The organism is Dictyobacter formicarum, assembly GCF_016587435.1.
Window position 1 is genome coordinate 422388 of sequence record NZ_BNJJ01000001.1, and the last position, 26858, is coordinate 449245.

The 26858-nt window shown below is 50.2% G+C and carries 28 protein-coding genes; 20 read left to right on the forward strand and 8 right to left on the reverse strand.

Features of this window, described 5'->3' with window-relative positions; translation table 11 throughout:
* Positions 1 to 10: 10 nt before the first annotated feature.
* Genes JMI88_RS01660 through JMI88_RS01670 form a run of 3 tightly spaced genes read left to right on the forward strand, consistent with a single transcriptional unit; the run spans position 11 to position 5493 of the window.
* On the forward strand, positions 11 to 3076 hold the full coding sequence (locus JMI88_RS01660) for a type IV secretory system conjugative DNA transfer family protein (protein ID WP_201360010.1): 3066 nt from the start codon (positions 11 to 13) through the stop codon (positions 3074 to 3076).
* 2 nt (positions 3077 to 3078) lie between these two features.
* Positions 3079 to 5040 carry a replication-relaxation family protein gene (locus tag JMI88_RS01665; protein ID WP_201360011.1) on the forward strand — a complete coding sequence of 654 codons (1962 nt, stop codon included), beginning with the start codon at positions 3079 to 3081 and terminating at the stop codon, positions 5038 to 5040.
* 33 nt (positions 5041 to 5073) lie between these two features.
* Positions 5074 to 5493 (forward strand): hypothetical protein, encoded by a 420-nt coding sequence (locus JMI88_RS01670; protein WP_201360012.1) that lies wholly within the window; start codon positions 5074 to 5076, stop codon positions 5491 to 5493.
* Here the strand turns inward: JMI88_RS01670 and JMI88_RS01675 are convergent.
* Entirely contained in the window at positions 5490 to 6380 is an 891-nt protein-coding gene (locus JMI88_RS01675; RefSeq protein WP_201360013.1) for a class I SAM-dependent methyltransferase, read from the reverse strand. The genes JMI88_RS01670 and JMI88_RS01675 overlap by 4 nt on opposite strands.
* A 35-nt stretch (positions 6381 to 6415) precedes the next feature.
* On the reverse strand, positions 6416 to 7303 hold the full coding sequence (locus JMI88_RS01680; protein WP_201360014.1) for a hypothetical protein: 888 nt from the start codon (positions 7301 to 7303) through the stop codon (positions 6416 to 6418).
* Between the two features lie 408 nt (positions 7304 to 7711).
* Here JMI88_RS01680 and JMI88_RS01685 point away from each other — a divergent pair, with 408 nt between their 5' ends.
* From JMI88_RS01685 to JMI88_RS01720, 8 genes are all read left to right on the forward strand, one after another.
* On the forward strand, positions 7712 to 8548 hold the full coding sequence (locus JMI88_RS01685) for a class I SAM-dependent methyltransferase (RefSeq protein WP_201360015.1): 837 nt from the start codon (positions 7712 to 7714) through the stop codon (positions 8546 to 8548).
* 207 nt (positions 8549 to 8755) lie between these two features.
* A complete protein-coding gene (locus JMI88_RS01690) occupies positions 8756 to 9004 on the forward strand; it encodes a hypothetical protein (RefSeq protein WP_201360016.1) in 249 nt (82 codons plus the stop codon).
* Positions 9005 to 9141: 137 nt separating this feature from the next.
* Positions 9142 to 9711, forward strand: a complete 570-nt coding sequence (locus JMI88_RS01695) for a GrpB family protein (RefSeq protein ID WP_201360017.1) — start codon at positions 9142 to 9144, stop codon at positions 9709 to 9711.
* 45 nt (positions 9712 to 9756) lie between these two features.
* Positions 9757 to 9930: a hypothetical protein gene (locus JMI88_RS01700; RefSeq protein ID WP_201360018.1), complete on the forward strand. Its 174-nt coding sequence runs from the start codon at positions 9757 to 9759 to the stop codon at positions 9928 to 9930.
* A gap of 8 nt (positions 9931 to 9938) precedes the next feature.
* The gene (locus JMI88_RS01705) at positions 9939 to 10307 is read left to right on the forward strand and encodes a nucleotidyltransferase family protein (protein ID WP_201360019.1); all 369 of its coding nucleotides are present in this window, start codon (positions 9939 to 9941) and stop codon (positions 10305 to 10307) included.
* Between the two features lie 3 nt (positions 10308 to 10310).
* Entirely contained in the window at positions 10311 to 10814 is a 504-nt protein-coding gene (locus JMI88_RS01710) for a DUF4037 domain-containing protein (protein ID WP_201360020.1), read from the forward strand.
* Between the two features lie 231 nt (positions 10815 to 11045).
* Entirely contained in the window at positions 11046 to 11516 is a 471-nt protein-coding gene (locus tag JMI88_RS01715; RefSeq protein ID WP_201360021.1) for a hypothetical protein, read from the forward strand.
* A gap of 31 nt (positions 11517 to 11547) precedes the next feature.
* Positions 11548 to 11778 (forward strand): DUF4253 domain-containing protein, encoded by a 231-nt coding sequence (locus JMI88_RS01720; RefSeq protein ID WP_201360022.1) that lies wholly within the window; start codon positions 11548 to 11550, stop codon positions 11776 to 11778.
* A gap of 430 nt (positions 11779 to 12208) precedes the next feature.
* Here the strand turns inward: JMI88_RS01720 and JMI88_RS01725 are convergent, their stop codons facing one another.
* Complete coding sequence (locus tag JMI88_RS01725) at positions 12209 to 12361, reverse strand: hypothetical protein (protein WP_201360023.1); 153 nt, start codon at positions 12359 to 12361, stop codon at positions 12209 to 12211.
* Between the two features lie 405 nt (positions 12362 to 12766).
* Positions 12767 to 12913: a hypothetical protein gene (locus tag JMI88_RS01730; protein ID WP_201360024.1), complete on the reverse strand. Its 147-nt coding sequence runs from the start codon at positions 12911 to 12913 to the stop codon at positions 12767 to 12769.
* 523 nt (positions 12914 to 13436) lie between these two features.
* Here JMI88_RS01730 and JMI88_RS01735 point away from each other — a divergent pair.
* The 3 genes from JMI88_RS01735 (at position 13437) to JMI88_RS01745 (ending at position 16609) form a co-directional block, all read left to right on the forward strand.
* Positions 13437 to 14336: an EamA family transporter gene (locus JMI88_RS01735; RefSeq protein WP_201360025.1), complete on the forward strand. Its 900-nt coding sequence runs from the start codon at positions 13437 to 13439 to the stop codon at positions 14334 to 14336.
* A 440-nt stretch (positions 14337 to 14776) separates the two neighbouring features.
* The gene (locus tag JMI88_RS01740) at positions 14777 to 14950 is read left to right on the forward strand and encodes a hypothetical protein (RefSeq protein ID WP_201360026.1); all 174 of its coding nucleotides are present in this window, start codon (positions 14777 to 14779) and stop codon (positions 14948 to 14950) included.
* Positions 14951 to 15508: 558 nt separating this feature from the next.
* The gene (locus JMI88_RS01745; protein WP_201360027.1) at positions 15509 to 16609 is read left to right on the forward strand and encodes a DUF1679 domain-containing protein; all 1101 of its coding nucleotides are present in this window, start codon (positions 15509 to 15511) and stop codon (positions 16607 to 16609) included.
* 473 nt (positions 16610 to 17082) lie between these two features.
* Here JMI88_RS01745 and JMI88_RS01750 read toward each other — a convergent pair whose 3' ends face one another.
* A complete protein-coding gene (locus JMI88_RS01750) occupies positions 17083 to 18633 on the reverse strand; it encodes a hypothetical protein (protein WP_201360028.1) in 1551 nt (516 codons plus the stop codon).
* Positions 18634 to 18652: 19 nt separating this feature from the next.
* Positions 18653 to 19162: a hypothetical protein gene (locus JMI88_RS01755; protein ID WP_201360029.1), complete on the reverse strand. Its 510-nt coding sequence runs from the start codon at positions 19160 to 19162 to the stop codon at positions 18653 to 18655.
* A 625-nt stretch (positions 19163 to 19787) separates the two neighbouring features.
* Here JMI88_RS01755 and JMI88_RS01760 point away from each other — a divergent pair.
* Positions 19788 to 20807, forward strand: a complete 1020-nt coding sequence (locus JMI88_RS01760) for a GAF domain-containing protein (RefSeq protein WP_201360030.1) — start codon at positions 19788 to 19790, stop codon at positions 20805 to 20807.
* Between the two features lie 201 nt (positions 20808 to 21008).
* Positions 21009 to 21842, forward strand: a complete 834-nt coding sequence (locus tag JMI88_RS01765; RefSeq protein ID WP_201360031.1) for a PHP domain-containing protein — start codon at positions 21009 to 21011, stop codon at positions 21840 to 21842.
* Positions 21843 to 21981: 139 nt separating this feature from the next.
* On the opposite strand, the gene JMI88_RS01770 is transcribed toward JMI88_RS01765, so the two are convergent.
* On the reverse strand, positions 21982 to 22557 hold the full coding sequence (locus JMI88_RS01770) for a class I SAM-dependent methyltransferase (RefSeq protein WP_201360032.1): 576 nt from the start codon (positions 22555 to 22557) through the stop codon (positions 21982 to 21984).
* A 239-nt stretch (positions 22558 to 22796) separates the two neighbouring features.
* Between JMI88_RS01770 and JMI88_RS01775 the strand changes: the two genes are divergently transcribed.
* The 3 genes from JMI88_RS01775 (at position 22797) to JMI88_RS01785 (ending at position 24671) form a co-directional block, all read left to right on the forward strand.
* A complete protein-coding gene (locus JMI88_RS01775; protein ID WP_201360033.1) occupies positions 22797 to 23384 on the forward strand; it encodes a DUF2690 domain-containing protein in 588 nt (195 codons plus the stop codon).
* Positions 23385 to 23423: 39 nt separating this feature from the next.
* A complete protein-coding gene (locus JMI88_RS01780; protein ID WP_201360034.1) occupies positions 23424 to 23981 on the forward strand; it encodes a hypothetical protein in 558 nt (185 codons plus the stop codon).
* A 111-nt stretch (positions 23982 to 24092) separates the two neighbouring features.
* Positions 24093 to 24671, forward strand: a complete 579-nt coding sequence (locus tag JMI88_RS01785; RefSeq protein ID WP_201360035.1) for a DUF2690 domain-containing protein — start codon at positions 24093 to 24095, stop codon at positions 24669 to 24671.
* Positions 24672 to 24843: 172 nt separating this feature from the next.
* On the opposite strand, the gene JMI88_RS01790 is transcribed toward JMI88_RS01785, so the two are convergent.
* On the reverse strand, positions 24844 to 25755 hold the full coding sequence (locus JMI88_RS01790; protein WP_201360036.1) for an SDR family oxidoreductase: 912 nt from the start codon (positions 25753 to 25755) through the stop codon (positions 24844 to 24846).
* A 239-nt stretch (positions 25756 to 25994) separates the two neighbouring features.
* On the opposite strand from JMI88_RS01790, the gene JMI88_RS01795 reads away from it, so the two are divergent.
* Positions 25995 to 26846, forward strand: coding sequence for a helix-turn-helix transcriptional regulator (locus JMI88_RS01795; RefSeq protein ID WP_236022767.1), 852 nt, complete (start codon positions 25995 to 25997; stop codon positions 26844 to 26846).
* Positions 26847 to 26858 lie beyond the last annotated feature (12 nt).

Sequence of the window (26858 nt, forward strand, 5' to 3'; positions counted from 1 at the left end):
GACAGCACACATGAGGCACATGTCTTCTTCTGCGGCAACGACCACCAGCATACCGCCATCGCCACCTGCAGGCATCATTGCGACACCCGTGGGGGCAGAATATGTGCTCCTCATGCTGCCAGGTGAAGAAGGAGCCCTGCAGGCGAGCGCCATGGAGAATTTCTTTCAGGCCTGCGCCACCGATGAGGCGTTTAGCCTGGAACTGGTCGGAACACGCCGGGAGCAAGGATTCGTCCTGCGCGCCTCCTCGGAGGAACAACTGATCCTGCTCAGCAAACAATTCTCGGCCCAGTATCCACAGGCTGAACTGCATCGCATTGCCCCGGTCGCCGATCCGCTCTTTCTCCATCCTGGAGAGCACGCCGTCATTGGCGAGTTCGCCCTCTCACAACCGCCATGGATGCCGCTCAAGACATTTAGCGGAAACACACTTGCAGAACCGGGCGCCGATCCCCTCGCTGGCATTCTCGCCGCCATGGAACCACTGGGGTCCGGGCAACGCTGCATCTCACAACTGGCACTCGTGCGCGCACCAGACACCTGGATCAGCCGCTATATTCGCAAATCCGTTGAGCACCCACTGCAAGGTGAACGCGACGCTATCACCAGTGAATACCCACACGCCACGACGACAACAGAAGGCTTCAAAACACTGCTCATGATTGGAGGTGCCTTCGGCACTTTGCTCGGCGCGCGCTGGTATCTGACCCATGCCTGGGTGCAACTGATCCTGCTCATGCTTGCGCTAGTAGTAGGAGGAATGGCGCTCCTCTGGTGGAAAGCCAGACAGAGTCGTCAAGACGTATATGATATGAAACTGGTCGCCGAAAAACTGTCACGTCAGGCATTCTATACTCAGCTGCGGGTGGTGGTAATCGGGCAGCAAGCAAGCTCAACGGAAGCCCAGCTGAAAGCGCACATTACACGACTGGAAGTGGCCTATCGCCAGTTTACGCTGGCCTCGGCCAATAGCCTCCATCTCAAACGCGTCCGATCTATCCGAGCAGACCACAAGCAGGCAAACAGGCTCATCCATGCAGCGGCAGCCTTTCCCTATCAGCATCCAGTGCTACGGTTCCTGCATGGCGGCGCCCCTGGACCTGATATCTGGAATGGCCTGGAGCTCTCCGGAGCCTTTCATCTCCCGCAAGCCTTCACGGATCTCCCCCTTGTGCGACGATTATCCGTGAAACATCTCTTAGCGTCTCCTGAAATCGCCTCGCAGATCGAGCAGGCCCCGGCGCCCCTGCCACCAGCATTGATCGGCTATTCAAAGCATCGTGGGTTTTCCATTCCGGTCTATCTTCCCTATGATACGCTCTTTCGCCATACGTTCCTCGTCGCACGGTCGCGCTACGGCAAATCAACCCTGATTCAACTGCTTGCGCAGGCGGCCATGCAACCGATACGTCATGGGACGCCCCAACCAGGCATCTTCGTCATCGATCCCCATAAGGATCTGATCGAAGATCTCCTGCTCCTCATTCCTCCTGAGCGTGCACAGGATGTGATCCTGCTTGATCTCACCGATACGCAGTACGTCGTTGCCCTCAATCCGCTCGATGCCAGTATGGGCTTCACACGAGATCAGGCCATCGCTAATGTGATGTCGAGCTTTGAACGCGTCTGGGCCGACTTTTGGGGCCCGAGGATGAGTTATTTCTTGAAGGCTGTGTGCCTGCTGCTCTATACCCTCAATCAAAAGAAAGTACAACACGGGCAGGCAGACCAGCAATATACCTTGCTCGATATTAATCCCTTGCTGCAATACCCTGATTATGCCCTCCAGGTCCTTGATGAGCTTGATATGACGGAAGTATGGCATCAAGAACTGCTGGCATGGTGGCAACATGTCTATTTTAACCTCCCCAGGCAGAGCTCGTTTCGCAATGAAGTGATCATGCCCATTGTCACCAAACTTGGCGTCTTTCAGGACAACCAGCAGCTCCGCAAAATCGTGGGGCAACCGATCACAAAAGCTCCAATCCATTTGAGCGTGACTGAGGGCAAGATCGTCCTCTGCGCCCTCTCTTCCCGTGATATGGATGACGCCGCGGTCAACGTCCTCGGCAGTACGCTCATCAATTTGCTCCATCGTGCGTTTCGCATGCAAGAACCGCTTCCACTGCTCAAGCGAAGAAAGGTGTTCTGTGCGGTCGACGAGTTCCACACCTTCTCAGGAGGGGACTATGACCGCCTGCTCTCCGAAGATGGCAAATTCGGGTGTAGCATGCTGCTGGCCACGCAAAATCTCAAACGCCTGAATAAGATCCGCGATGGCCTGCTTGAGATGGCCTTTTCTACCTGCGATACCATCTGCGCGTTTAACGTTTCAGCAGCAGATGCGAAGATTCTGGAAGAAGAACTGCGCCAGGTCGTCGAACAACGGCACATTATCAGCCAGCCCCGACTACATTGCTATGCGCGGCTGGCCATTCCTGGCTATCCTGTGCAAATCATGTCCGTTACACTCGCCAGGCCGTCTTCCTGGAAACACACAGCAGCGAACCAACAGCGAGCAGAAGCTATTCGCCACACCAATCAACAGCAGCGTGCACGAGCAGCTGATATTGATCGGCACTACGCCCGGCATGTTGCACAGTTTCTCGATGTGGCGCTCTTTGTCCAGAAGGTGCAACGAGACGTGCAGGCAGAGCAACACACAAGACAGGAACACGAGGAGGCAGAACAACGGGCAGACGCACTCCTCCAGCAGGGGCAGTCATCCCAGAAGAACACTCCGTCTCCACAGCCATCCTCCTCGGCATTCGATGACCATACGCAAACGTCTCCAGACCCTGATGGGACGCCAGCGACCATTGGGAGCAGCCTTGCGGGCGGATCATCGCCCAGGGGAACAGGAAAGCAAGAAGAAACAGAGGGGAAGCGCAATCATCCACGCAGCAAACGCAACAAATCAGCCAAGGACCCGGTTGGCATTCCACCTCCATCATCCCCCCGTACCAACAATCAGCCATCGGCTCCTACACAACAGGAGTACCGGCCCACCATCGCATTGAGAGGCAGCCTGAAAGGGAAAGCATTTTGGGGTAGTGAACGAGAATGGGGAGAATAATAATGACCCGAGAACCAGCCAATGTCTGGACGCCACTCTATCGCGCTGATCTCGAAACCCTCCTGCACAAGCAGGAATATACTACTCTGCATGTCACGATCCTTTCCTGGTTGATCTGGCTCTCCCTCCTCTCAGAAGAGGAGTTACTTCGTGTCCTCTCCCAGAAAGAGCAGCCCATGGAGAGAAGTCGTCTTTCTGATCATCTCAGCAGAATGGCACGTCTGGGGCTCATCGATGCGATCATGCTCCGCGAACCCACGGCTGGCAGGCAAAAGCGATACTATGCCACGGATATGGGACTCTATCTCTACCTTTCAGCAATCCACCCATCTCCACCACTCACCATGGCTCGACTCGCACAATCCTATCCGGTCGAACGCGCTGATCTGCTCGCACGCCTGGCTCGCCCCCATATCCATCTCGCATGCACGTCCCTGGCGACACGTATCATTGCTGAAGGGGCAACCTATGGCAACCAGCTCATAAGCTATCAGCAGACATGGCAGCATGTCTATTCCCTGGCACAGGAGAAACACACTCTCGCCAGCGATGCGGCCTTGCTCATTGAACGGCTAGATGAGGGAACATTCTATGCCTTCCTTGTCTATGTAGATATTGAACCACACCAGAAGGCAGAACGGGCAGTGGAACACTGGTTACTTTCATTACTGGATCTACGCCAGAGGCTGCGGCTCTACCGTCACCAGTGGCCGGAGGTGTTCATTATCTCCACACGCACCCGACCCTCCCTATGGGCACAACTGCTGCTGAAGACAAGCATCCAACGAACCACAACACCGCTCGCAGGAGGAATAACCACGCTTGACGCCCTGAGCGATGGCATCTATACCCCCATCTGGTGGGATCTCGCAGTCCTGGCATCAGGAGCACATTCCGATCAGTATGCCCTTTCCCACTTCTTGCGCGAACCTGCATCCAAAGACCTCGTTGAACACCTGTCAAACCAGCACCACTTCTACGCCATGCGGCTCAAAGAGACAGCGTCACCCCCTCCACGAACTAAAAAACGGCTCCACCGTTATGTTGGTGACGCCCTGCAGGATGAAGCAGCACATCTCACAAAAGAGCGTCTCATAGAGTCCTTTTCGACAAAACGCAAGAACCAGCTCGGGATAGAGGGAGCGGGGTTGCTCACACTCACACTCACTGGTACGGAAAAAGCCCTGATAGGCTGGGCGGCACACCATCCCCTGCTTGATGTCCCTACCTTCCAGGCACTCCTTCGGCCGGGAGCCAATCCCCGAGCGATCAAACCGCTGCAACAACATATCACCCATCTGTTCCAGCTTGGCTTGATCGAAGTCAGACTATGGTCCGCGGGTAGAACACCGTTGGAACAACAGCGCTACCTCCTCACACCCGTCGCATTAAAGTTTATGGCGGTGCGCATTGGGGAGCCCTATACCTATTACTTTGTCTCGCCCAAGTATCAAAAAAACGATGACGAGCAACTGGATCGACAATGGGGCACACGTGGGCTCAATGGACAGATGTGGCACACTAACGCACTCTATTCCTTTATGCGTCAACTCTACCGAAACACGTATGCACGCGGGGAGATCATCTATCACTGGAAAAGCGCCCATGAGTCTGCACGCTGGTACCGGGACAGCATCACCCAAAACGATGAGCACACCCGGCCAGACGCCGAGATCCTCTTTGCGTTATCGCCCACTGATGACCCCGTGAGAATGGTCCTGTTGGAATATGATCGAGGGACGACGGGAATTGTGCAATACACCCGCAAATTTACCGCCTACCTGGACTATCACCAGGCAACAGGCGTCGCGCTCCCCCTCCTCGTCGTCACCACATCCCACAAAGCCATAGCACGCATGCAGCAGGTCCTCGACACCTTGGGAACGTTACGGATCATCATGCTGTTAGAAAAAGATCTTCTCGCTCAGGGCTTCACGCTTGTCGTTCGCCATTTTTCGCCGTAACATAGATGGAAAAAACAGACGAAGAGATGGGAAATGGATAGACGAAGCTATAGCAAGCTCAAACATATGCTACGGACGTTCGTTGAGGAGAATCAACCTTCTTTCGAGGATGATAGGTATCTCGTATTAGCGCAAAGTATATTCAGGTATATTGAATTACAACCAGAGGAGAACAATCGCCGTATTCAAACATGCCGCCTATCGATCACGTGGCGACAACAGGGGATTCCTTCCATTCGGAGCATCAAACTAGAAGATCAAAATCACTCTGTGGAGATTTTGAGACTGTATCACCACGGAGTGGAAGAGCTCTTTTGTGCCTCTTTCCCTAACCAGCAAGTATCTCAGCAACCATTTCTACGCTCATTGCGCAATCGCAACGATGAAATGATCAAGCAGAGTATGCGTTGGTTTTGCATGACGTTATTAGCAATGTGGGAAGAGGATAGCTAATTCACAGGTTTTTGTCCGAAGATGCTGTAAAAGTCCCATAGCCCAACAAATGGATCAAACCCACCTTCCTCATTGGACACCCCATAACGCATCTCGCGTACAAGACGACGATAACAGTCATCAACTTCCTCCTGTGTAGCAACTCTCCATCGTACCAAGAAGGGTTTCATGGCCTCCAGCAAGATTTTATAATCGGTGTAGCACATCTGATATCCTTCGCATCCGTATGATACATCCACCAGGTTATGTTTCGTTGAGAGGATCTGGAATCCCGCACGCTTGAACATCGCGGGTAAGCGAGGAATCACCCCTAACTGATCCGTATAATATCCAGCGCCCTCACGATAGAGTGCCTGGCATCCCAGAAAATGATATTCATGCAATGCAGGTGAATTTGTCTGAATGTTTGCATCTTCTTGAATCAGGCGCAAATAGCCGCCAGGCTTCAAGAGTCGATAACATTCTGTGATGAGGCGTGGCCATAATGTTCTACTCATGAATGCGTAGACCAGACTGACATTCACTAGGTCGAAGCTCTCATTTGCATAGCGTAGCGGGAATTTGGTAGCATCACCTACTTCAAATTGGACGTTTTTCAGGTTGTCTCTCGCTGCTTTCGATTGAGCGAATTCAATCATGCGCTGAGATATATCAAAACCTATGAGTTGCATATGTGGATGTGCCCGTGCAACTTCAGTAATCCACTGTCCAGGTCCGCAGGCGATGTCCAGAACATGTTCAACTCCTTCAAATGACGGATGCTCGGGACAAATCCCTCCGAATTGTTTCATTAAAAAATGGGATTGCTGGAGCAAACGGGACATCTCTTCTATGTGTTCCTGATCAACATAGTATTTGGGCTGCCCATTCGGATCGTTGTTCGACATGCCAGATAATACCTCTCTTCTTTCTTTTTTTATGTTCAGCGTCCATGGCGGATTTCGTCATCTCGTGGCGTAAATGAAATAGAAGAAGTATGCATGGAATAAGGGGGAATTCGTGTGTACGCTAATTGGACTAACGCCACACGTAAGAATGCTTGAAGTTCATCATCCACATAGGGACCAGAGCTTATCATGGCACGTAAAGCTGGACACCAGGTAATAAGCTCCTCATAAGTAAGGTGATAATATAGTTTCCCATGAATGTTTGTCGCGCCCGCGAATCGAATAGCTCCATAGAAGTGAGATCCAGTGGCATTGGAAAGCAACCACCAGCGTCCTTCCTCATCCCATGCGGCTCCAGCCCAGGGCGTCCAGATTAAAGTATGTGCTGGCAGATGTGGAATATCGGTAATAGGTATAACACAAAATGGCGACAGTGGAGACTCTTGAGCATAGCACCACCAGGCTGGTTCATCCGCTGGTATCGAGTGTGGCAGAACTTTTTTTCCTTTGATAGACATGCGCATGATACACAACGCTGCTCCGCTATCTCTGGTCGGTTGCCCTTTGCGCTCATTGCGGATCAAATTCATTGAAACCCAGTGATTAAAAGTTTTAGGCGGGATTGGCTTGCCGCTCGGTGTATATTTCCCTAATGTTTCTCTCAACCATTGATTAGAATATGTGAGTCTATGGGGAGACTGATCTCGTATGCGATTACGTACGAAACTGTCCATCACAAAATAGACATTTTCCCGTTGCTCATTCACGTCCATTAAGAATTGTTTCAGGCATTCTTCTTGGTCTGGTAGATCATTGTGCTCATTTAACCAGTAATGATAGAGATGCCGGGCAAGAGTGCGAGAAAGCGGAGCTACCTCTGGAGCTAAGTTGTCAGGGAAGGTCCATATTCTGTTGTCTTTCATAAGTTCTGGCCGCTCATCTTTCTTCGTAACTCCTTTCCATAGAATATATTTAATTTTTCTATATAAGTGTACTGATGCTGCATCCAGCTAGCAACAGCTGGCCTATTATTTAAAACAGAGCAACTGCATTAAAAATATATAAGGATAAATACTTGTTCTCATCAGGCCCAAGAACCCTTTCATTTATCAGTATTATTAGTATATAATACTGATATGATATTCGTATTTCCAGAGATGGAAGTACTACATTCTGATAAGAGTAGATATATCCATAGATGTAGTACATGGCGATCTACAACCCACAAAATACAAAAGATGTGCAATGGCTACGAAGCGTGAGTGTAAACCTTATTGTAAGAAGATAGAGCTACTTGTAATGCAACCATCCAAGAAAACGATGAGTTTCTTATGTTTACTGAGGCTCAGACGCTTGATGCTGTTATCGAGATAGCGCGATTGACAAATAAGCTTCCACTGCTTATCCATTGCCTGGGGGGAGTACTACCAGGAATGCCTGGTGGTAACTTGTCCGATTTCTCCCATGTCTTAGAATTGTGTTGTGGGCCAGGTGGATGGATGCAAGAGTTCGCGCGAGCATATAAGAAAACAAGGGTGACAGGAGTGGACACGCGTGAAATTATGGTGGAGTACGCAGCAAACAGGATGCAAGCATACTCCAATGCCAAAGCAGTACTTGTTCCTTCCTATACAAATTTATCTTGCTTTAATGATGCTGCCTTTGATGTGGTAACAATCCAATTCCTCAGCTCACATATCAACATTGATCAATGGGAATCTGTCTTAAAAGAATGTAAACGGGTTCTCAAAAGTGGCGGGCTTGTACGCATAACGGAGTCCGAATTTCCACACTCGAACTCACCAGCATTAGAAACATGGAGTAACCTTTGCTGGCAAGGATTGATACGCATAGCACCATATTCTTTCTCCTCACATCGACGTCAAGTATGGCTTTGCGAATTAGAACCGTCACTGGTAGCTGCAGGGTTTGAGAGTCTAGCATTGCGCCCACACCTCATCAATTTCTCCTATGGAGCTTCATACTATGAAGAATGGAAGCATGACCTTCTCATACAAGCGCATATGTATCTTCCAGCAATGATAGCAAGTAATCTTATACATCAGGACCAAGGCACGTTACTTTTGGCTCAACTTCAGCAAGAAATGAATCTGCCAACATTCCATGCAATCCAATATCTCGCCACCGCATGGGGACGCAAAGGCTAAATAGAGATGTGATATGCTTTCCAATCAAGAACTTCTCGCCACGATTCGTTTCTCGTCGCCAAGTCTAAAGAGTTGGACAGGGAAGAAAGCGGCAAAGGAGTTCTGAGAGCGCGGTTCTCGACAACGAGGAAACCAGGGTCTACTGGCTACTATGAGCGACATTGGAGCTGGTGAGGCCTATCGAGAAAACGAGCCCAAGCACCAGCTGTGGTGATATCGGCATCGTCGAGTGCCGTCAAGCCGGACCAGGATGAGCAACGGGTACTCCTGCGCTATCTACGCATGGGAAAGGAAGTACTGGTCGAACTCCTGATCACTACGGAATGGCCTCTGACCGAGCAGCGAAAACGGTGGCTCACTCAGCAGGTTGAGGTACATACTTGGCGACTCCGGGCAGAGGCTGCAGAAACTCAAGTGCAAGACACCCAAGCGAAGACAAGCCAACAAAACTACTGATCACAAATCGGACTTTCTTGCTGAAGCGCCAAAAAAGTGGTAAGGTATCTATCCAGCAGCTTCTCCTTTTTCGGTTATTTTTTGCTTACTCTCCCTCAACAGTTTCTTTAAAGGATATTCTCTAGGAGATGTTTCTCATGTCTGAGTTCATGAAAGCGGGTGATCCTGTGTGGGTGGTTCCCTATGATGAGAATTGGCCTGATCGGTTTCAGCAGCTCGCACAGCCGTTACGACAGGCTCTCGGCCCTGTTGCCATGCGCATTGACCATATTGGCTCCACGTCCGTTCCTGGGCTGGCAGCCAAACCAATCATTGATATCCAAATCTCTGTGGCTGATTTTGAGCCGCTTGATGGCTATCGATTGCCATTAGAGCGTCTTGGATATCTTTTTCATGCCGACAACGCTGAGCGGACAAAACGCTACTTCCGTGAGGCTCCGGGCCTGCCACGAGTCCATATCCACGTTCGGCGATCAGGAAGTTTCAGTGAACAGTTTGCGCTCCTTTTTCGCGATTATGTACGAACGCACCCAGATATTGCCTTTCAATATGCTCAGTTGAAAATCGAGCTGGCACAGCAGTGTTCTCGGGTTGAGGATCGACATGCCTACACAGAGGCGAAAAGTCCCTTTATCTGGAAGGTCATTGCCCAAGCCGATGAATGGGCTCAATACATTGGGTGGATTCCTGGCCCTTCTGATTTGTAGAAGCATACGGCTTTGCTATGTATCTCTGTTTTCCATCACTGCACTATGGTTACAATTGATCGGCTTCTGACCGTGGAACGCACAACGGATCAAGAGCGTGAACGCTGGCTCACCCAGCAAGATGCGGTACCGACCTGGCGATTACGTGCGGAAGCTGTCGAAGTACGGTTGTCACGAGACAGAGATGATCTCGATAGATTCAATCCAGCAGAAAGGTGAGAAAAGATATGAACGAAGCGAGTCGCTGGCGTTATGACCTGGCTCAAAAGATGGCCCCATTTTATAGTGAGAACTCCAAGGCACTGCTTGTGGAAATCGGAGGCTCTGTGGCACGAGGATGGGCTGATCGCTACTCCGATATTGAGCTTGGCGTCTTCTGGATAGAGGCCCCTACCGAAGAGGAACGCAGAACCATCATTGAGCGTGCTGGAGGAGTACTCAAAGAGATGTGGCCGTACCACCCTGAAAAACAAACGTGGTCAGAACTATACAGCATTGATGGGGTAGACTTCGATGTAAGTCATATGACCATTGAGCGTATGGAACGCCTCCTGATCGATGTTCTTGAACACCACGATCCGAACTTCCTCAAGTAGTATGTGATTTCGGCCATTGTTCCTGCTCTACCCCTCGTTGGAGCACCACTACTGACACAGTGGCAGGACAAAGCAAAGGCGTACCCCGATGATCTCGCTCGGGCAGTGATTCGTGCCAACCTTGGCTTCAGCGCTGCCTGGATACGAGAGGTCTTTGCGGCACGTCAGGATCTCTTGCCACTCTATGAGTCCTACAGTTTTGCTCAGAAACGCATCTTGACCTTGCTATTCGGCCTCAATCATTTGTATCATCCTGGATTCAAGTGGATAGATCGACGCATTGAAGCGTTGTCTTTCGCTCCTCCAGCGTTATCCCTTCGCTTCAAGCAGGTGTGGAACAGTGAACCAGTGGCAGGAACCCGGCTGCTTCATACTCTGATTGAAGAGACATTTACCCTGATTGACATGCATATGCCAGAAGTGGGTACTGCGCAAGCCAGAGCTGTTTTTGAACAGCACCAGATGGAATGGGAACAAGCCCCAAAAAGGTTCTTGGAAGAACAGTGACAACAGAGCCCCGATCAGCTCAATGGATCAGAGTTTGCTTGGAGGAATCGATACAAACTCCCATTTTGTAGAGGTACATGGATTCCTATGTGCCTCTACAACGCTCTATACTATTTGTAAGAATGTTTGGCTGCTTTGTGCCAAAAGGTTGGTCGAGCTTCATGTGGGCTGCTCAAGCAGTGAAAGAGACTGGTATCATACTCAAAAATGCTTCTTGTATGGCGGGTCATCATGAACCTAGAAGAAACGCTTCAATATCATCATATTGATGTATCATCATTAAGCCTCCCTGAATATCAGCGTGGAGGGAAAGAGTATCCCATCTACCTTCTGCGGGTCCCTGTTACTCAGGCTCTCGCGCTATGGGAAGTATTACGCGATCTCATCTCTGAGACGGGATATTGGCCAGTCATTGGCTGGGATCGTTTTAAACAGCCTCCCTGGGAAGAGGAAATGGTCCAAGATATCCTTGAGGAAGGATTACACATTGATATCCAGCAATGGCTGGAACAGGAGGGAACCCACGCAAGAATAGACGAAGAGGGCGTGAGAAGGCGTGTTGACGCTCCACCCGCCCCTTTCGACTTTCGCCTTCTCCACGGTCGGTTTCCCAATACACTCCCTCCACTGGTTCCAATTGCTCTCGTTCCAACAGCTCATTTCTGGGAAGTGCCGGCCTATCTCCCCCGTTCAAGCCAATGAATGGGACCCGTCAAATGCAGTCCAGGTGGCGATGATGAAATACTGGAATGAGCGCTGGGGAGCCGAATTAGTTGCCATGGCTCCAAGTACCGTGGAAATGCGTGTGCTACGACCGCCAACCACGTGGGAAGAAGCTTTTCTACTCGCAAAAGAACAGTACATTTACGCTCCTGATGTGGTTGATCAATGGCTCGGAGGAAACTTTGCGACTCTCGTCAAGACATTGCTCAACGGTCGTGTGTGGTTATTCTGGTGGGATTAGCAAGATGTGCTTTGATTTCAGGCAATCCATGGGGATGCAAAATTCGGCCCTATCCACAAAGCGGCCAATCATTGTGACAAATGGCAGCCAAAAATGGAAGGAAGTTTGGCCGTCAGGGCCAAACTTTTCTTCCATTTGCAATGGATGTATAAACATCTTTTTCTCGAATACCACCCGTTATCAATCGAAATGTGACATGCTTTCCTCCTAGCGGTGTGTAACGATCTATGGATTTCTCAGAAATCTCCGCCTAGCTATGTGGGTAAATGATCCCGGGAACGATACTCAGTGCGTGCCAGGAATGAAACTGGTGGAATACGAGAAACATCAGACATGCAAGCGCTGCTAGGAACACAAACAGTGCAACGATTACAAAGGCAAAAGTTTGCGACACGATAAGTCTGTACACCATGTCAACATTACCTCCTGTTTAGCTACGTGGATAAATGACATTCGGAGTGCTGCTCAATGTATGGCCGGTTAAATATGGGCTAGCAAGAACCAGACAAACAAGAACAAGCAGTGCAAACAATGCAATGACTCCGACGATAAAGATGTGTTGCTGACGAAGTGTAGGCGTCATATGGTTGTACCTTTCTACCGTAAAACTCTGCGGCTTTCACCATTTTTAGGACCAGGGAACAAACACATTTGAAGCTGTCATATTGGCAAGGAGCTATCCATTCGAAAATGGAGCGTAAAGTGCGTACCAGTGATAAAACACGTAGGACGCTACTGAAACAAGACTATTATAGAGATAAAAAGCTCCTTCGCCTGGCAGCAAGCATGATGCCTTAGGGACGTGGATAGATAATGGTTGGCCTGCTCAATGCGATCACATGCCCAGGGTTTGATACAGAGAGAGCGACATAGAGCAGGACAAGCAGGCAAGAGATGAGAACGAACAAACACAGTATCTTTTCGCGCGAGATTGTCGGCATCGCAGCGTCCTTTCTTTTCTTTCATTGCTCGTTTCTAGAGCTGAGATTCAACTATGCGGATAGATAACGGTGGGGGTAACACTCAATTCTTGCTGCCAGCAATGAATCTGGCAGAATGCCACCAGCACTAGACACAACGCAGCAATAGCTATGAGTACAACAACCAGGGTTTGTCGATGATGAAGCGGGAACACTGGATAGATATCTCCTTTCTTTTATGACTATGCTTTCCAGAAATGCCGCTGTTACGATCTTAGCAGATATAAAGACAGAACACCTTTTTTGTGTATAAAATATAGCGCACAGACATGCCGAATTTTTAGCATGCCTGTGCGTGAGATCTGGTAGTTATTGAGAGACGGCGGATACACCCGTAAGGTATGCTCTATAAAAATGTGAGCGGGAGGTTCCACCCTGGGTTATACCGGTCAATGCGCCTGTTCTGAGAGTGCCTCTCCTGTTGATCACCCGCGACCATTTTTTAAAATTGTACAGCGCATGAGAGGCTCACTGGAGCTTGGTATGGCCATCCTGTTTGGATTATCGTCTGCATGTATGTTTGGGCTCTTAGATATTTTCATCGCTCGGGCCACGCGAGCGATAGGCATACGCTACACACAGGTCCTCGCACATGCAACGGCAGCAGCTATCTTGTGTCTCGTTCTGTGTGCAAGTACTGCATCATGGACATGGGGACTTCATCCAGGATCCCTTCTCTTGCTGCTATGCATGGGATGCGGGCTCGGGCTGGTGAGTAGCCTGACCAACCTCAGCTTGTATCGGGCGCTCTCTCTCGGTCCGCTATCCCTGATCTCACCAATAACGGCGAGTTACGGATTGATCACCATGGCCATGGCTATTCTCCTGCTCCACGAGATTCCCTCGCTCTTTGTGATTATCCTCCTTTTGCTTGTCGTTGGCGGAATGATTCTGACCATCAACACCGCGACAAAGAAACATGCTGTCTTCCCACACCTCGTGCTCTCACGCCAGATGCTCACATTTGTCGTACTCGTCCTGGGTCTCACGGGAGTGGTGGCTACAGCATTGTTTGTCATGCTCTGCTGGTTGGAAGTGAATATGTGGTTTGCCCTGTTCTGTGTTCTCACCGAAAGTATCTGTCTCGTGCTCGCTTGCGGTTTAGCACTGGTGCCAGTACTGTCCTCCCTTCAGCACTGGTGGTCCGACAGTCAACCACAGAGTGGATTATTATTTGGAGTCGGTGCCATGCTCGGCTTTGGCACTGAATATTTTTTGCTCAGCCTGGCGACGAGCCATCTGGGACCAATCCAGCCGGTTGTGGTATCTCGCCTCTTCTCTGCGCTATTCTTATTTATCTATGCACGACACCAGCACGTTGCTGGTTGGGGAGAAATCCAGCTCAAACAGTGTGGCACCATTGTTTTGATTGGTCTCTGCGATGTCATCGGCACCCTCTCTTATGACATCGGCTCCCGTGAAAGCACCCTCATGGTCGCCGCACTTTCCTCACTCTATCCTCTGCTCCCATTCATGGTAGGCGTAGTATGGTATCGCGAGCGCATGAAGCTCTCCCAATGGGCTGGTACGGGCATGATGGTGTGCGGAATGGCTGGGCTATCACTATGTGGAAAGTAGGTCATGTCATGATGGTATCTTCGTTTGATTATCCCTCTGTAGCTATCCCCTCGAAGGGAGAAACGACTGAGCAGCTTCACATTGCTTTTTTCCTGAGTGCATTTGCACTATGCCTCGGGATCGGCTGTCTTCTTATGATTCCGCTCGCTCCACCATATCGGCCGGTTGGTACCTGCTACTGTGTAGCACTATTGCCCTTGCTATTCACATGGTGGGGAATCATACTACCAGTTGTGACCTACTGGCTTTTCCAGCAGTATATCTCCGCTCATTGGGAGGAGGCTATTACTCCGCAGATATACAGTACGACCACAGAATCAGGCACAGAGATACTCAGTCTTCTAGCACTCCAATCTGCGGGCCGATGGTCATCTGTAAACCATCAGAAACACGACGAACGCATACCCCACATGGTGCACCAAGGAGAAACACTCGAGGACATGGCGGTAGCGACTGAAATGGATAAGAAACACATTGCCTTGCCTCTATTGAGTGGCTATTCATGGAACCAGGGTGTAATACGAACTGCTGTGCGCCGATGGTTTGGAGAGAAACAACCCGAACGAGCACCGCCACAGACTTCTCTCAGGCAACGCATCATCCCCAGACTCTAACATATCAATCATTCATATGAGACAGTCTACCAATGACCCAAGTGTTGTGTGTCAAATAATAAGGAACTGTCCCAATTTTGGTGATTGATGAGTTTACCTGATGTTTCTGGTTTTTTCTTCGCACACAGAAGAAGAACAAACATCGTTGTTAGTGAGATACTTTCACCAAAATTGGGATAGTTCCGAAATATGAGCACTGAAAGAAAAGTAGCTGGAAAAACCGCTCCACCTCTGCTATACTGCTTCTAGCGTTGTAAATCGCGTTCGCACTTTCATGATTGGCTGACTATGCGAGGCTCTGTAGGCCGCTTTTGCAGGATGAATATTGATGGTCGTCGTGACTATCGATGGCATTCATCTGTTCAAAATTGCAGGTTGCTCCATTTCAAGATGGCTTGCCAGTCTTAAGACGTGCACGACATCCCGTATCTGGCAGCCGGAGTGACAGCCAACTCGAATAGAACTCCTAGGTTGTCAGCTACACTCGTGGCAATACCCAATTTGTACACCTCTGAGAAAGAGTATCAATACTTATGGCTTTTTGTAAATGAGGAAATCATGACCTATTCCCTTCCCATCGACGCCGAGGCAGATGTTACTCCAGAATGGCTCACTGCAATTCTTCAACAGGCTGGTATCTTATCCAGAGGCAATGTAACGACTATTCAATTCACACAAGCGAAATACGCATTCAATTCAAAAACAGAACATCTCCATCTTTCCTATTCACAGGATGCTTCTGGCGAAATGCTCACAAAGCTGGTGCTTAAACGCAATTCTTCCCAGCAAGAATGGTATAGAGAAGGGGGGCAGCAGGAGGCCCATTTCTATCGATTACTGGCCTCTCTGCCTGATCTCTCCGCGATTTTTGTACGCTGTCTGGCTGCAGAGTATGATGAGCGAAGTGGCAACTCTTATGTGATCCTTGAGGATCTGTCTGATACGCATATTCCGCTCATCGACAAAGTTCCTCTCGCGACTACCATTGAGACTGTGATTGATATATTTGCGCATTTTCATGCCTACTGGTGGGAACATCCACAACTTGGCTCCGCTATCGGACCTGGTCGCTGGCAACGTGATCGGGCCCATTTCGAACTCTATCATCAACAATGTATGAGTGCCTGGCAACTCCTTTTACTGCACGAACAGGACTGGTTGCCAGAGGAGATACGCCAATCATATGAGCAGATGCTTTATCTGCTGCCTCGCCTCTGGGAGCGGTATTGGGAACCACGTTTCGCCTCTAAAACGCAACTCACGGTTATTCATGGCGATGCCTATTTTATTCAGTTTCTTGTGCCACGTGATGACCGATTCGGCCAGACCTATCTGATTGATTGGCAAAGGCCAAAGATGCATATTGGCGTGAGTGACTTAGTACATATGTGCGACACATTCTGGACGCGTGCAATACGCCAGGAGGGGCAGCGCGAGCTTCATCTCTTGCAACGCTACTATGATCTGCTTTGCACCTATGGCGTCAAAAATTATACATGGGAAGAACTTTTAATCGACTATCGTTCGCAGCTGATTGAAGAGGCATTGTTTCCCGTGCTTCATGATTGCCTACGCACCACGAAACATTATTGGTGGCCTAAGATACAGTGCTTAATGGCGGCGGTGGAAGATTGGCAGTGTTTGAAACTTCTGGAATGATAGCAAGAGGAATAGTGGGAGGGACACTCCCATAGAAACCGTAGCTCCAGGGTTAAGTCGCATTCTCTCGTTAAAAAGGCATTGACAGGCCGATCTCGAACGGCTTATTTACAACATTCCATACTCGTATTAGTGCTCATATTTCGGAACTGTCTCAATTTTGGTGAAAGCGTGGCAAGAAGATGGAAAATCGTATTTCTTCTGCGCTCGAAGAAAAGATCAAAAGGAGCATATAAGCTCATCAATCACCAAAATTGAGCCAGATCCGTGAATGCATCGGCATTGACACCGAGGACCAACTGCTCTACGACGCATGGTCAACCGCTTGGGCAACAATCTCGCACTGCAGAAGGGCATCGGAGAGCATCTCGATTATCTGCGTGGCTGCCCATTACCATGCGTATCTACCATCCTTGTTTGCTCGAAAGGTGATATGAATCTCAGCACATAACTTTATTGTTCATGGACAGTGCTCAAAATTGCTGCACAGAAAAGGTAGCCAACTGTTCGAGCTGGTGATGAATCCATACGCTGCCTTGCTGTGTGGCATTGCCAATGTAGACATCATTAGCTAGATTTGCTAACTCATTCAAAAGCGTCTGGGCCGCCGATTGGTGGAGTTGCATATCTGACATGGCAAGGAGCGCTTTGGCATCGTGCCGAGCCTGCTGAAGCGTATGGATAATCCCATTGATCGCAGCGATAACGTTTGCAGCTATCTGCCTTTGCTGCGCTGTGACACCAGGAGAGGTAGTGACACTCGTCAAGTGATCGTCGATATGAGGAAAAAATCCTTCCAATGCTTGCGTGGGAGAAACATCGATGAGACCAATGCGTAAGAGGGTTGGATCAACCAACAAGGGCGTCCCGGCTGGCACGTCTTGATAGACGTACGCTGTTCCATCAATGTAGTCCAGGGTACGAATGAGCTGCCGCCGCATAAATGACACATCGGCCTGTCCCCAGTCATCGCGCGCCGATTGCGTCCACTCGAGAAGCTTGCCACAATTCTTATACTGCCAGTAATCGAGCCCCGCGTGAAGCCCCAGCAATTCCAGAGTTGGATCCTGAGCCAACAGATGTCGCAAGTGATCGAGCAAGCTATAATGGTGGCCATCGCTGGGAGAGGGTGTTTGGGCAATAGATCCCACATAACGCCATGCATGATTATTGGGTGAAGGAACAATCGGAGGAGTGCTCTGGCTTTCCTCCGTCAGCAGGAGCTGGCTATAGCTGGCCAGAAGATTGCGATGTCCTGGATCACGATAGGTCAGTTCTGCCGTTCCATTCTGTGGAAGAAACGTGCCAAGCAAGAGTGGACGCCCATCGCTCACATTCTTGTCGCCGAGCAGCCAGGCGTAGTATGTATTCCCAGCTTTGGGACGGCTCAGGTGCTGCAATGCAATATGAACCTGGTCGCTGACCCCACTTGTTCCCTCCTGGTTATAGATGCGGCTACTTTCAAATGCTGCCTGACCAACAATCTGCGGTGCAGCAGATGGAGATTGGCTGAGTGAAGATGGAATCGATTGCTGCTGCACGAACACAAAAAAAGCAGCAGTCAGGAGCGTCAACATGCTCAGAACGACAAGGAGACGTTTCATTGGCCTCTGAGATGATCTTTTCTGCTGAAGTGGTTTTGTCTCATGCAACGTCGTTGCTTGCCGCGGTGGGAACGGGCCAAGCTGCTGTTTGTCAGCAGATTCTGGCTGAAAGAGGGTGATATGATCCGCGGCATCCTCAAGGGAGGAGAACACAAGTGAAAAGCCGTTCTCCTTCGCCCATTGTCTGGCTAATCTATCCTCCTCAGGAATGACCAGAACAATATGCTTCTTGTTTTGGGCACGTAACTCATGAAAATCATGGGCTCGACCAAAGGCACCCCTCTGTGCCGCGGTTCCTGAAAGGACAAGAAGCAGGGTCTGAGATGGTATCGCCTGCACTATTTCCAAAACGGTTGAGAGCTGATCCCGAGTGTCAACATGAATGGTATGCAGCTTTTCTTGCATATCTGCCTGCATCATAGATCATCGTCCCCCTCTTCTATACCAGGACACGAGAACGTTCCGCTTCAATAGACACCTCTGAAGGAGGATGAGGCGCTCGTTTCAAACGCTTCAGCATATATCCTGTCTCCGTGACAGCAACAACATCGATGCCAAAGCTCCGCATTTTCAGCCGCGCGCGTGAGAGGGCCCCACGCATAGGGCGAACGCATTCGTCCCAGCGACCCTCTTGTTGTGCCTTGTGGAGACGGCGGCGGGAGCGATCAATATCCTGGACAGTAGCCTGTCCCCCTGCATAGGATGCAAGCAACTGTTCATAGGGACAGTAGTAGGGATAGCTTTGCAAGAGAGGAATCAATAAACACAGTTCACTGACAGTAAACTGCTGCTCCTCCAGAAGATCTGGACCTGGAGCCAGAACAGAGAACGTTCCCAACTGGGGATTGAAAATAAGCACATGATCTGATTCAAGGAGGCCTGTGAGCCGAAATGACATCATTTCATTGGGTCCTGATAAAGAGCGTTCCTTGCGCTTCAGGCGAACCATTCTGTTCTCCCCTTTCTTGGTACGAGATGAGACAGGCTCGTATCCATACAAAGCGCCGCCTTCGTCTCTGGAAAAATCTCTTACACCGATCTGGGTAGAGCTATGAACACAGACAATGGTTGAGCATTGGTGAGAGCAAACGATAGAAAGAATCAACATACGAGTGGCTGCTACAAGACGCTGCGAAAGATAACTAACATGCAATATACCCTCTTTGGCTCGTGATCCATACCGAAGGACACATACCATAGAGTAAGAAGAGAAAGATACAAAATCGTGCCATTTCCAGCACAGGAAATATGTGTACACAACAGCGTATCAGGAATATTCCAAGCAGAGATGAATAACTAGTATAGAACCACTATAGCACGATATTGATGCATTTGTCAACGCAAATTGATGCATATTGCACCAAAATATGATGCATATTGATGCAGCCCAGTATAAAATACTACTATTGAAGCACTGTAAAAACTTCTGGATGAGAGGCAAGGTCTTTTCGCCTATAAAAATGGGTGAATTCCAGGTACAATAGGAACATGAAAAAGCATCGCATTCTAACGTTGACGACTCGTAAGAATGTATTCTATGCTACTGGCAAAACATCATGCTCAGTGAGGACCATATGACAACAGAGCGAGCAGCGTGGCGTCGATATCTCGACGATCTCTTCCGCCGTCTGTCGCCGGCGGAAAAACAGCGCCTGTATGCAGAGGTTGGCGTGTCCCGTACCACGGTCCAGCGCTGGAGAAATGGCGAGAATACGGCTGATCCATCCCATGTGCATCGGCTTCTCACTGCCCTTCCAGAACAGGAACGCCATCAACTGCGTCTCCTTATGCAGGAAGACCCAACGCTACAAGTACCAGAAGCGCCACTTTCTGTTGAACAGGCATCGGATCATATTCCCCTGCATATATATGAGGAAGTTCTTCATCTGGCTCGCCATGCCCCCAATCAATTCTGGCTGTTGGGGGGAACTATTGTGTTTCATGCACTCACGCAATTAGGAGCCGCAGAGCAGGAAGGACTTGAGATAGTTATTGCTGGTTGTATGCCACCAGGGGATAATGGAAAAATCAGATCACTCAGAGCCTTGGGAGTAAGAGGCACTGCACCCCGGCGAACGGATTTCCACACCAAAGAAATGCTTTTGGGGGTGGAATCCCTGGCAGGATATGCAGCAATGCGACAACAGAGTATCCTCGTTCCAGATACAAGAGATCCGGGGACGGCGCTCCCCTTGTATAGCCAGGAACATGAACGCAGTTGCGCGGCAGTACCATTGATGTGGGGAGGCAAGCTCGCCGGTGCCCTGCTTGTGACGAGCAATCTACTTGATTTTTTTACAGAGGAAAAGCTGAGGCTGCTGGAGAGATATGCAGACTTGGTGTGCCTCGCCTTCTCTCAGCAGGATTTCGTCGATAGTTCATACCTGGACCTCGCCACGCTCCCAGGTTGGCACATACAACAGACCTACTTCAACACATTTCGCCAACGGGTAAGCGAGGAATATAAACGGTCAGTCCAACATGGATCGCACCAAGAATTAGCGAATGTAGAAGTCAAAGTTCGTCAAAAAATCGAAGAGGAATTGCTGCAACTCACACCTCTGGCCCAGCGCCTTGAAACAGTAGAAGGATGAGAAGGGCATCCTCGATGTCTCCTGTGGTCCGGGAGGATGGATGTTAGAATGGATGCGTTACGCACCTCTTTTCGAACCAGGACAAAGGTCGAATGCCCTGGCTATCAACTCTTTCATACATGAGCACAAAAGAGCTGGCCCCATCACCACGAAATTCACTATTATCTGTTATCCATCATACAGATTGTAAAGGAGCTTTACGTGCAGTTGCAGATATCCGCTACGACACCAATCGACTTGCAGATACACACCACATATAGTGATGGGCGCTGGTCAGCAAAACACCTTTTTGAGTACCTCGCGCAAGAACGCTTTGGCCTGGTTGCGGTAACTGATCACGATCGCGTGGATACAGTAGAGAGCATCCAGCGCCTGGGAATTCAAAAACAGGTGCCAGTTCTCGCAGCCGTAGAGATAAGTGCCCAGTTTCATGGCAAGATGGCCGATGTCCTCTGCTTTGGTTTTGATCCTCATGATCAGGCACTTCGCGCCATCGCAGATAACGTTCGACACCGCCAGAAAGACAATGCAGAGCAGGTATATACAGAGTTGCAGCGCCGGGGCTACCAATTTCCGCGTCCTCACGATCTGCGTGTGGCAGGCGATTGTGGCACATTGTTGATCAAGCAGGGTATGGTCCCAGATTGGCCGAGCGCCCTGGCGTTATTGGCCGAGGCAGGATATCGGGAAATGAACGCAGATATACGCCAGACAGTTGAGGCAGCACATCAGAGTGGAGGCATTGCCCTGATCGCTCATCCCGGTCGTGGTTTACGCGAGCCGCAGGAATTTACCAACTACACACCGGAACTGCTCGACCAGGTACGTGCAGAAGTCCCCCTTGATGGTATCGAAGTCTACTACCCTACCCACACTCCAGAACAAGTGGAAACCTATCTGGCCTATGCCATGCAACATGACTTGCTGATCAGCGCAGGCTCAGACTCGCACGGCCCTCCAGGTCGCATGCCGATCAAGTATCGTGCCGAACTCTGTCGACGCCTCCTTGAGCGTGTAGGCATTCAGGTGCAATAAGGTAGTGCATATGCCATGAAGCGTTGGGCTGCCCAGAAAAACTGGAAACATCAGCGGCTATCCGCGTCTCAACAGATATGAAAAGCTGGTCAGGGGATGAAATCTTCCTGACCAGCTTTTCATATCTGTTGAGACGCAGTCACAGCTTGCGCGCTATACTATGGTAAACATGCCAATGCTTTGATGCCCCATCTGCTGTTGTCCCACCTTCTTCCTCTTCCTCGAACTCAAGCAGTTCTAACCCTTCAAGATATACGAGAGCCTGTTGACGTGTCAAAAATGTCATGTGGGTATCGGGAATATTCCATGTATCATTTATCCCAAAGAACTGCCCAACAAAAATCGATCCAGGTTTAAGGGCAGCTTTCAGGCGGTCAAAAACAAGAGGAAAGTGCTCGCGATCAATAAAAGGAAGAGAAAAATGGGCATTGATCAAATCATAGCGGCCAAATTGGAACATCTCAAATGAGCATTGCACCCGATGGAGCCGATCCGTTGGCAGGTCAGAAAGGAGCTCCAGGGATGCTGCTTCTTGATCAACAGCGGTAACGCAGAATCTGTGCTCGATCAGATAACGGGTATCACGGCCTGCACCACATCCCAGGTCTAATACCTCACCACGAGACTTCTGCAGTTCTACCGCCCGAACAAGACGAGGCCAGGGTAGGCGATTCTTGGTAATCGCATAGAAATCAGTCCAGTCAAACGCTTGCATAGCTTCATTCCTCTCCATCGAGATTTAGGTAGTCTCAATACACAAACCAGAACAGGAAGGCGGCGGTATACTCTATCCTCCTTGCTTACCTCCTGCTCATCATCATAGCTCCTCCTCACCTGCCTCCGTCTGACCGCCACAGCTTCTCCAGTTCCAACGGGATCTGCAAACTACGCTGGGAAGAGCAAGTAACTCAGTCATACAAAATCTGCCAGTCTCATATGGAAAGGAAAGCCACTATGATCGTATTGAAACACCATCACGCCCGACGAACACTGATCATCCTTGGAAGTAGTCTTGTAACTACACTCATTCTCATCGCAGGAACTATAGCAATCCACAACCAGGAATTAGCGCCGCTCCTAAACACCGTTCATGCAGCAGTAACCTCGGTTGCTACAACCTGTGCAACAACCAGGGGCACACAACAGGCTCTGTGCGAACACAAGGATCCGATTGCCCAGGGGTGCGTCATCGATGCAGAAAGCCTCGATCTGCAAACCGTATTCCAGGATACGCAACAAACCAAACCGCTGGGTGACGTTGAACTGCGTTACTCGCCAAGCTGTAAGACGTATTGGGTTCGCACCACGGCCTTTGTCACCAGAATGGGGGTATTGAAAGCTATCCATGCCGTGATACTCTTCCACAATCATACAACAGAAGACATCACTGGCACACCCAAGTTTGCTGGTACGCCTTTTGCCTATGCCGCCTGGACGGATATGACCACAATGCCGTCCTCTCCCCATGCCGGGTCAGGCAGTTTTGATCTCATTGGGCAATCACGATCACTCACCGCTTTTGTACAAGCTCACAACAAATAATCTACGAGTTCACATGCTTCTGGAAAGGGAAACGTACCTATGATTATCACACCACGAAGAAAACACACACAGCCAGTTCGTATCATTATCCTGGCTGCAATTACCTGCCTCACCACCCTGCTTGTATTCTTTGGGAGCCAGCTGTTGCATGTCTCCGACTTTTCATTCTTCTCCCGCGCTCATGCAGCGATCACGTGCGCATCAACCCATGGAACGCAACAGGCAGTATGTGAACAGCAAAATCCTATCGTGCAAGGGTGTACGCAAGATAGCCACATGATTGAACTCCAATCCGTCTTCACAGCTCAGAATGAGTTGATTGGCGTGGTCAATTTATTGCACTCGGCGATCTGCAAGACCTATTGGATCAATACGCTCGCCTATGCCAATGCGCAGCAGCGGGTAGCAGCGATAGATGCTGTCATTTCTTTTCACAACGGCAGAGTAGAAGACGTGAAACACATGGTCCTCCCAGATGGGAGGCAAACCATTGCCCTCACAGATATGGTCTTTGCCCTCCCGAACATTCGCCCAACGAATTGGGCAGGCACATTTTTTCTCAAAGGCCAGACGCAACCCATAACAATCCCTGTCTAACCAACCATCTGTTCAAGCCGTGCAACCACGACACCGCGAGAGACACGACCTGGTAGGTTCAGAGAGATTCAAAACAAACGAAGCGACATGGATCATCGAAAGGACACCGCAATGGTCACTCTAGTAAAAAAACATCTGCAAGTACTTCCAATACGCATGCTTATCAGGCTGCTACCCATTATGGCAGTACTCATATTGATAGGAAGCATCTTTGGCACACAGTTCGTCCCTTCTGCTTATGCTGCAGGAGCGGCAGAAAAGATCAACACACATAGTCAGTTTCAGGGACTCTGTGCACCCGAACCCACAGAACCACACTGTACCAATCAAGATCCAATGCTCCAGGGATGCTACAAAGATGCACAAACGCTCTCATTTCACGAGGTCCCTAGTGATCAAAGCCAGATTCTCGCAACTGTCCAAAGGAGGTATTCACCAACCTGCCATAGCGAATGGGGAAGAATTATCACCTCACCAGATATCCATCAACCTGTCAGTATCACCATCGGAACACATGCCAGCCAGGTATCTCCTGGTCCCATAGCGTTCACGGCTATGGTTTTTGTTTCCAATCTGAGTCACGTCTCTGAAATTCAAGGAACGGTCAGTCTCAACGGGATCACTCCCGGTCGAGCAGATGGTGCCGGGCTCACCGTGACCCTCCCAGCCTTACCCTCACAACAAAAATAGCCACACCAATCGCATACTGGTGCTTCTTTTTTGACATATTGTAGAAAAGAAGCACCTCTTATCTCCACAGAGCAGATTCTAAACAGGACCACTCCACATCGGTAAGGAAGCCTTCACCCAACCACGATACCAGATCGTGTCGCCACATTAGTTCAACTAACCTGCCTGGACATTACCTCTCGTTCGTGAAGTAGTGATTCTGGTCGAGATCCTCTAGAAGTCCCGGTTGCACGGGATGCCACCCCAGGTGCTGTTGGGTGAGTGTGCTTGATGCCGGGAGGTCCATTGAAAAGAAGTGCCAGACGTATGAGAGCCAGCCGAAGTGTTCGCTGGCGTCACTGACAGGTAGAGAGGCGACCGGAACGTTGAGGTGGCGACCGATGACACCTGCGATGTCGCGCACCGACACCCCTTCCTCAGCGACCCCGTGAAGTCGTGAGCCTGCTGGCGCGGTTTCCAGCGCCAGGCGGAACAGACGTGCAGCATCGAATCGGTGTACGGCAGACCAACGATTCAATCCTTCACCTGGGTAAGCCGACACGCACTTCTCGCGAGCAATGGCGATGAGAGCAGGAATAAAGCCGTGGTCTCCCTCGCCATGGACCGATGGTGGAAGTCGCACAACCGACACGCGCACCCCGCGCGAAGCCAGCGCCAACGCCGCTTCTTCCGAGGCAACCCGAGGCGCCGCAGCTGAATTGGGAGATGGTGCGTCCTCCTCCGTCCCAAGGCAACCTGGCAGCAGAAGACCGATGCCGGAGGTCACAACCAACGGACGACCCGACCCAGCAAGCACCGCGCCGAACGTCTCAATGGCCCGCAGATCCACTTCAGCGGACCGCACCATATCAGAAGATGTGGTAAAGTAGGCCGTATGAATCACGCCATCGGAGGTTGCTGCGCCACTACGCAGGCTCTCAAGATCATCGAGCGCGCCGCGATGCACCTCCGCGCCGGCAGTGATAAGGGACGCAGCGGCTGCATCGGAGCGAGCCAGGCCTATGACCTGGTGCCCGGCAGCTAAAAGCTCACGGACGATAGCTGAGCCAATAAAACCGGTCGCGCCGGTGACGAAAATTCTCATGGAAAATTCCTCCATTAGGTAGAGTTAGAATTGGGATGCGCGGTGGTGTGACCACACTGTACGTGCTCCGGCCTCGTGGGACGGGGTCTCTCTGCTGACTGGTTATGGAGACGCTTGATGGGTCCACTCACCTCATTCGTCACCAGTGTATAATGAGGGGCAGGTTTTAACGAGATAAGCATTTATTATGGAACCAGCACTTCCAGTTTTCGGTCACATCACTAAGCGGAGCATATCGCATGCCAATGAATCAATTGGAGTTGGATCGTCATCACGAATTAGCCGCGTTTTTGCGGAGCCGCCGCGCTCGCCTATCGCCAGAACAGGTGGGATTACCCAGAGGGCAGCGTCGGCGCACACCGGGCTTACGACGGGCAGAAGTAGCTCTGCTCGCTGGAGTAACCCCAGAGTGGTATACCTGGCTGGAGCAGGGGCGGGATATTCACGTCTCGGTGCAATTCTTGGAAAGTCTAGCCAGAGCATTGCAACTGGATGCGAACGAACGCGCCCATTTATTTTTGCTCGCACATAGACAGCCCCCTCCAGTCGAGACGTTTTTCCCAACGACAATCAGCCCTACTTTACACCAGTTTCTTACGCACCTTGGGACCATCCCGGCATGCGTTTTTGATCCTCGTTTGAATGTCATAGCATGGAACGCCGCCTCTCGCGTCGTTTTTGGTTACAGTGCCACCATGCTTGAGCGAGAGCGAAACTTGATCTGGAGATTATTCACGCACCCTTTGATCAATCAAGGAAGCAAGGAGTGGGAGGAACTGGCACGGGTGTATCTGGCACAATTTCGCGTCGGATATGGTCGTTTCATCGAAGATCCCTGGTGGACCACACAGATTGCTGAACTCTCCCAGATCAGTCGAGCATTTCGGGAATTATGGGCCCGCCATGATGTGCTCAATATGTCGGAAGGGCGCAAATCGATGCAGCATCCGCTGGTAGGAGAACTAATCTTTGATTTTCTCTGGCTTCAGACGGTCGATTCCAGCGATCTGCGACTGCTGATTCACACGCCACAGAACAACTCTGGGACCACCGAGAAAATCGAGCGGCTTCTGGCCTGTGAATCGAAGTGAGGCGGATCAAAT

Coding starts and splice junctions, on each gene's coding strand:
- JMI88_RS01660 (WP_201360010.1), top strand. CDS start 11: ATGAGGCACATGTCTTCTTCTGCGGCAACGACCACCAGCATACCGCCA.
- JMI88_RS01665 (WP_201360011.1), top strand. CDS start 3,079: ATGACCCGAGAACCAGCCAATGTCTGGACGCCACTCTATCGCGCTGAT.
- JMI88_RS01670 (WP_201360012.1), top strand. CDS start 5,074: ATGGATAGACGAAGCTATAGCAAGCTCAAACATATGCTACGGACGTTC.
- JMI88_RS01675 (WP_201360013.1), bottom strand. CDS start 6,380: ATGTCGAACAACGATCCGAATGGGCAGCCCAAATACTATGTTGATCAG.
- JMI88_RS01680 (WP_201360014.1), bottom strand. CDS start 7,303: ATGAAAGACAACAGAATATGGACCTTCCCTGACAACTTAGCTCCAGAG.
- JMI88_RS01685 (WP_201360015.1), top strand. CDS start 7,712: ATGTTTACTGAGGCTCAGACGCTTGATGCTGTTATCGAGATAGCGCGA.
- JMI88_RS01695 (WP_201360017.1), top strand. CDS start 9,142: ATGTCTGAGTTCATGAAAGCGGGTGATCCTGTGTGGGTGGTTCCCTAT.
- JMI88_RS01700 (WP_201360018.1), top strand. CDS start 9,757: ATGGTTACAATTGATCGGCTTCTGACCGTGGAACGCACAACGGATCAA.
- JMI88_RS01705 (WP_201360019.1), top strand. CDS start 9,939: ATGAACGAAGCGAGTCGCTGGCGTTATGACCTGGCTCAAAAGATGGCC.
- JMI88_RS01715 (WP_201360021.1), top strand. CDS start 11,046: ATGAACCTAGAAGAAACGCTTCAATATCATCATATTGATGTATCATCA.
- JMI88_RS01720 (WP_201360022.1), top strand. CDS start 11,548: ATGATGAAATACTGGAATGAGCGCTGGGGAGCCGAATTAGTTGCCATG.
- JMI88_RS01725 (WP_201360023.1), bottom strand. CDS start 12,361: ATGACGCCTACACTTCGTCAGCAACACATCTTTATCGTCGGAGTCATT.
- JMI88_RS01740 (WP_201360026.1), top strand. CDS start 14,777: ATGGCGGTAGCGACTGAAATGGATAAGAAACACATTGCCTTGCCTCTA.
- JMI88_RS01745 (WP_201360027.1), top strand. CDS start 15,509: ATGACCTATTCCCTTCCCATCGACGCCGAGGCAGATGTTACTCCAGAA.
- JMI88_RS01750 (WP_201360028.1), bottom strand. CDS start 18,633: ATGATGCAGGCAGATATGCAAGAAAAGCTGCATACCATTCATGTTGAC.
- JMI88_RS01755 (WP_201360029.1), bottom strand. CDS start 19,162: ATGGTTCGCCTGAAGCGCAAGGAACGCTCTTTATCAGGACCCAATGAA.
- JMI88_RS01760 (WP_201360030.1), top strand. CDS start 19,788: ATGACAACAGAGCGAGCAGCGTGGCGTCGATATCTCGACGATCTCTTC.
- JMI88_RS01770 (WP_201360032.1), bottom strand. CDS start 22,557: ATGCAAGCGTTTGACTGGACTGATTTCTATGCGATTACCAAGAATCGC.
- JMI88_RS01775 (WP_201360033.1), top strand. CDS start 22,797: ATGATCGTATTGAAACACCATCACGCCCGACGAACACTGATCATCCTT.
- JMI88_RS01780 (WP_201360034.1), top strand. CDS start 23,424: ATGATTATCACACCACGAAGAAAACACACACAGCCAGTTCGTATCATT.
- JMI88_RS01785 (WP_201360035.1), top strand. CDS start 24,093: ATGGTCACTCTAGTAAAAAAACATCTGCAAGTACTTCCAATACGCATG.
- JMI88_RS01790 (WP_201360036.1), bottom strand. CDS start 25,755: ATGAGAATTTTCGTCACCGGCGCGACCGGTTTTATTGGCTCAGCTATC.
- JMI88_RS01795 (WP_236022767.1), top strand. CDS start 25,995: ATGCCAATGAATCAATTGGAGTTGGATCGTCATCACGAATTAGCCGCG.